The sequence below is a fragment of the Streptomyces sp. NPDC000878 genome (assembly GCF_053599695.1).
This window is the reverse complement of sequence record NZ_JBSFMT010000167.1, coordinates 1-4772: the sequence shown is the minus strand read 5'-3', so window position 1 is coordinate 4772 and position 4772 is coordinate 1. Positions and strand designations below refer to the sequence as shown.

Annotated in this window: 4 protein-coding genes; 2 read left to right on the top strand and 2 right to left on the bottom strand. The window is 69.6% G+C overall.

Going from position 1 to position 4772, the window contains the following annotated elements; all coding sequences use genetic code 11:
* Positions 1-120 precede the first annotated feature (120 nt).
* Together ACWDR4_RS49810 and ACWDR4_RS49805 are read right to left on the bottom strand one after the other, a co-directional pair.
* Complete coding sequence (locus ACWDR4_RS49810) at positions 121-1023, bottom strand: hypothetical protein (protein ID WP_450418799.1); 903 nt, start codon at positions 1021-1023, stop codon at positions 121-123.
* Positions 1020-2036 (bottom strand): SPFH domain-containing protein, encoded by a 1017-nt coding sequence (locus tag ACWDR4_RS49805; protein ID WP_450418801.1) that lies wholly within the window; start codon positions 2034-2036, stop codon positions 1020-1022. Before ACWDR4_RS49805 ends, ACWDR4_RS49810 begins: the two co-directional genes overlap by 4 nt.
* 218 nt (positions 2037-2254) lie before the next feature.
* Between ACWDR4_RS49805 and ACWDR4_RS49800 the strand changes: the two genes are divergently transcribed.
* Together ACWDR4_RS49800 and argF are read left to right on the top strand one after the other, a co-directional pair.
* Complete coding sequence (locus tag ACWDR4_RS49800) at positions 2255-3481, top strand: arginine deiminase (protein WP_450418798.1); 1227 nt, start codon at positions 2255-2257, stop codon at positions 3479-3481.
* A gap of 104 nt (positions 3482-3585) precedes the next feature.
* Complete coding sequence (argF, locus tag ACWDR4_RS49795; protein ID WP_450418796.1) at positions 3586-4596, top strand: ornithine carbamoyltransferase; 1011 nt, start codon at positions 3586-3588, stop codon at positions 4594-4596.
* Positions 4597-4772 lie beyond the last annotated feature (176 nt).

The following is a 4772-nucleotide window of genomic DNA, read 5'->3' as shown; positions in this document are numbered from 1 at the left end:
ACGCGGACCGGCGGATCCATCTGGTGCCCAGCGGGGTCGCTCCCCAGCCGCTCGACCTCGTCGAGTCCGAGGCCCCAGGGGACGGGACGGGTAGGGGCGGCGGGGGCGAGGAGAATCGCGTCAGCCCACCAACCGCAACCTCTCCCCACCCACCCCCACCCGAATCGTCTGCCCCCACGTCAATTCCACCGCATCGCTCTCGATCCCGTCCCCGAAAGCGATCAGCCGTTCGGACTCGACGGTGAGGGTCAGCCGGCCCTCGGCCCCCAACTCCCCCGCGACCAACGACGTTCCGGTCGCCGGAGAGGGCCACGCCTCCCGTACGAACCACACCAGGCGATCCTCCGTCGGACCCGGCAGGCACGGCCCGGCACCGCCCCGTTCCTGCCACACCGACCGCAACCACCCACTCGCCCCGGTCCCCGTCCCCACCAGCACCCCGGACGAGGCCTGGGCCTCGACGACACCCCTGTCGTCGTCGAGGCTCAGGCGGTAGCGGGCGGTCTGGTGGCCGGCGGCGCCGAGATAGATCTCGTTGAGGGCCAGCAGCCGTTGGGTGTCGTCGGCGACTGCCTCGACCATGGTCAGTTCGGAGACGCCTGTCGCCGTCGCGAGTACCGACGGGAGGAGCGTCCGGGCATCCGCCGGGCGGTGGCGTACCAGGACGCCCGGATTGCGGCCGGGGTCCGTGTCGATGCCCACCACGGGCTGTCCGGCCAGGTACTTGGCGACGTTCGCCACCAGCCCGTCCTGCCCGACCACGACGACCACGTCCTCGGGTGCGAAGAGGAAGCGGTCCAAGTCGGCTCGTTCTACCTGTGTTTGACGCCATGTCAGGGGGATCGCCGCCGTCACCTCGGCCATGGCCCGCCGGGTGCGGTGGTGGCGCTCGGCCACCTCCTCGATGGCCCGGCCCCGGGAACGGAGGAAGAAGGCGGCCTGGCCGTGCGTACCGTGCCGGGCCACCAACTCCTCGTACTCCGTGGTGCGATGGACCAGCACGGCCCGTGGGGCGAGACTCACTCCTGAGCTCCCGGGGCCCCTTGAGCCCCCAACTTGGCGAGCAGGCCGGTCAGTACGTCCGGTGACACCGTCACGCTGTCGATCCGGGGCAGGTTCTCCGCGAGCCGCGTGCCCGTCAGGGCGTGCAGCATCGCCACGTCCGCGTCTGCGTGCACGCGCAGCCACGCCGCCTGGGCCTGGGCCCGCGCTTCGCCCACCCCGCGCACGCTCGCGGCCTCCGCCTCCGCCAGCCGTACCACTCGCGCCGCCTCCGCGTCCGCCCGTACCGCGTCGGCAGCCGCGTACTCCTCGGCCTCCCGGCGGGCGTTCGTGCCCCGCTGGTCGACCAACTGCTCCTCCCTCCTGGCGAGTTCGATCTGGCTGGCCAGTTCGTTCTCGGCGATGGCACGCTCCCGCTCGACGGCCACCGCACGGCGTTCGTACGTCGCCCGGTCGGCCTCCTGCTGGATCTGTTCGCGGGCCGGAGTGCGCAACGCCCGCTCCACCTCGGGTTCCGGCCGCAGAGCCACCACGCGTACGGCCACGACCTCGATGCCCGTGGCCGGGAGGCGCGGCTCGGCGCCGAGCCCCGCCGAGACCCGTTCCCGTACCGACGCCACCCCGTCGACCAGCGCGGACGACAACGGCGTACGGGCCAGGACGTCCAGGGCGTGCTGCTGGGCCGTCTCCGTCAGCAGTGTCGCCAGCTGCTCCAGGGGCGCGCCCCGCCAGACGCCGGTGTCCGGGTCGACGGAGAAGTCGAGGCGGGCGGCGGCGAGGGCGGGGTCGCTGATGCGGTAGGTGACGGTCGCCTGGACCGCCACGTCCTGGAAGTCGGACGTACGGGCATGGAAGGTCATCGCCAACTCCCGGTCGTCGACCGGGACTTCGGACAGCGTGGCGGTCAGCGCGCGGAACCAGAAGCTGAGCCCGGGACCGTCGTGCGCCAGCTGGCCGGAGCGGTGGTGGCGGATGTGGGCCGTGGGTGTGCCCCGCAGATGGCGCCAGCCGAGGCGCCGGGTGATGTCAGCCATGTGCCTGTCGTCCATCCCCTCGTCCGGTGCGGAGGAGGCTGTCGCCTGTGCGCAGGCACCCTCCCCCTCACTTGTCGTCATGTAGACGATATTAGGTCCACCCGATTATCGTCAAGGGGACGAGATGGGGGAGTGGTGGGGAAGCGATGTGGTGAGGGTTATCCCGCATATCCGCCGACCAGTGGGTGAACGCGATGCGGAGTGGTCAGGATGGAGGCATGGGATTCCATGTCGACTCCGAGGCCGGGCGGCTGCGCCGCGTCATCCTGCACCGGCCGGATATAGAGCTCAAAAGGCTCACCCCCAGCAACAAGGACGCCCTTCTCTTCGACGACGTCCTGTGGGTGCGCCGTGCGCGCGCCGAGCACGACGGCTTCGCCGACGTCCTGCGCGACCGAGGCGTGGCCGTCCACCTCTTCGGCGACCTGCTCATCGAGGCCCTGGCGATCCCGGCGGCCCGGACGCTCGTACTGGACCGCGTCTTCGACGAGAAGGAGTACGGTCCGCTCGCCACCGACCACCTCCGCGCCGCCTTCGAGAACCTGCCCGCCGCCGAGCTGGCCGAACTGCTCATCGGTGGCATCACCAAGCGCGAGTTCCTCGCCGCGCACGCGGAACCGACCTCGGTCCGCTTCCATGTCATGGACCTGGACGACTTCCTCCTCGGCCCCCTCCCCAACCACCTCTTCACCCGCGACACCTCCGCCTGGATCTACGACGGCGTCTCCATCAACGCGATGCGGTGGCCGGCGCGTCAGCGGGAGACCGTGCACTTCGAGGCGATCTACCGGCACCACCCCCTCTTCCGTGACGAAACCTTCCGCCTCTGGTCGGAGGGGCAGGCGGACTACCCCTCCACCATCGAGGGCGGGGATGTGCTCGTCATCGGCAACGGCGCCGTACTCATCGGCATGAGCGAGCGCACCACCCCTCAGGCGGTCGAGATGCTCGCGCACAAGCTCTTCGCCGCCGGGTCGGCCGAGACGATCGTGGCGCTCGACATGCCCAAGCGGCGCGCGTTCATGCACCTCGACACCGTGATGACGATGGTCAACGGCGACACCTTCACCCAGTACGCCGGACTCGGCATGCTCCGCTCGTACACCATCGAGCCAGGCGTCGGGGACAAGGAGTTGAAGGTCACCGACCATCCGCCGGAGCACATGCACCGGGCGATCGCCGCCGCGCTCGGGCGGAGCGAGATCCGTGTCCTGACCGCGACCCAGGACGTGCACGCGGCCGAGCGCGAGCAGTGGGACGACGGCTGCAACGTCCTCGCCGTCGAGCCGGGTGTGGTGGTCGCGTACGAGCGCAACGCGACCACGAACACGCATCTGCGCAAGCAGGGCATCGAGGTGATAGAGATCCCGGGCAGTGAGCTGGGGCGGGGGAGGGGCGGGCCGCGGTGCATGAGTTGTCCGGTGCAACGGGACGCGGTGACCTGACGCGGTGACCTAGGGAAATCTGACTGTATATAAATGTAAGGAGTCGTATAGACTTCCATTCGTTCATGTCATGTACGTCCTGCCGGATCACTTGGAGCGCCCCCATGGCGACTGTCCCGACCGCCCTCGCCGGGCGCCACTTCCTCAAGGAGCTGGACTTCACCGAGGAGGAGTTCCGTGGGCTGCTCGATCTCGCCGCGGAGCTGAAGGCGGCGAAGCGGGCCGGGACGGAGACGCGGTATCTGGCAGGGAAGAACATCGCGCTGATCTTTGAGAAGACCTCGACGCGTACGCGCTGCGCGTTCGAGGTCGCGGCGGCGGATCAGGGTGCCTCGACGACGTACCTCGACCCGTCGGGCTCGCAGATGGGGCACAAGGAGTCCGTGAAGGACACGGCTCGGGTGCTCGGGCGGATGTACGACGGGATCGAGTTCCGGGGTGACAGCCAGGCGGCGGTGGAGGAGCTGGCGGCATACGCGGGTGTGCCCGTGTTCAACGGCCTGACCGACGCCTGGCACCCCACCCAGATGCTGGCCGACGTACTGACGATGATCGAGCACGGCGGCGGCAAGCCGCTGAAGGGGATCGCCTTCGCCTACCTCGGCGACGCCCGCTTCAACATGGGGAACTCGTATCTGATCACCGGTGCGCTGCTCGGCATGGACGTACGGATCGTCGCGCCGCGGGCGTACTGGCCCGCCGAGGAGGTCGTCGCCGACGCGCGGAAGCTGGCGGAGGCGAGCGGTGCGCGGGTGACGCTGACGGAGTCCGTGCCGGAGGGTGTGCTGGGGGTCGACTTCGTCGCCACCGATGTGTGGGTGTCGATGGGGGAGCCGAAGGCGGTGTGGGCCGAGCGGATCGCTGCGCTGGCTTCGTACGCGGTGACGATGGATGTGCTGCGGGCGACCGGGAACGCGGACGTGAAGTTCCTGCACTGTCTGCCGGCGTTTCATGATCTCGGCACGAAGGTCGGCCGCGAGATATACGAGACGTACGGGCTGGAGTCGCTGGAGGTCACGGACGAGGTGTTCGAGTCCGCGCACTCGGTCGTTTTCGACGAGGCGGAGAACCGGTTGCATACGATCAAGGCGGTGCTGGTCGCGACGCTGGCGTGAGGTTTCTCGCCCCCGCCGCCCTTACCCGTCCCATCCCATCCCTGGGGGCTCTGCCCCCAGACCCCCGTATCGCGCTGAACGCGCTCGTCCTCAAACGCCGGACGGGCTGGGTGGTGCCGGCCGGGGCTTGATCTTTCAGCCCAGGCCCGCATTTTCAGCCCGTCCGGCGATTGAGG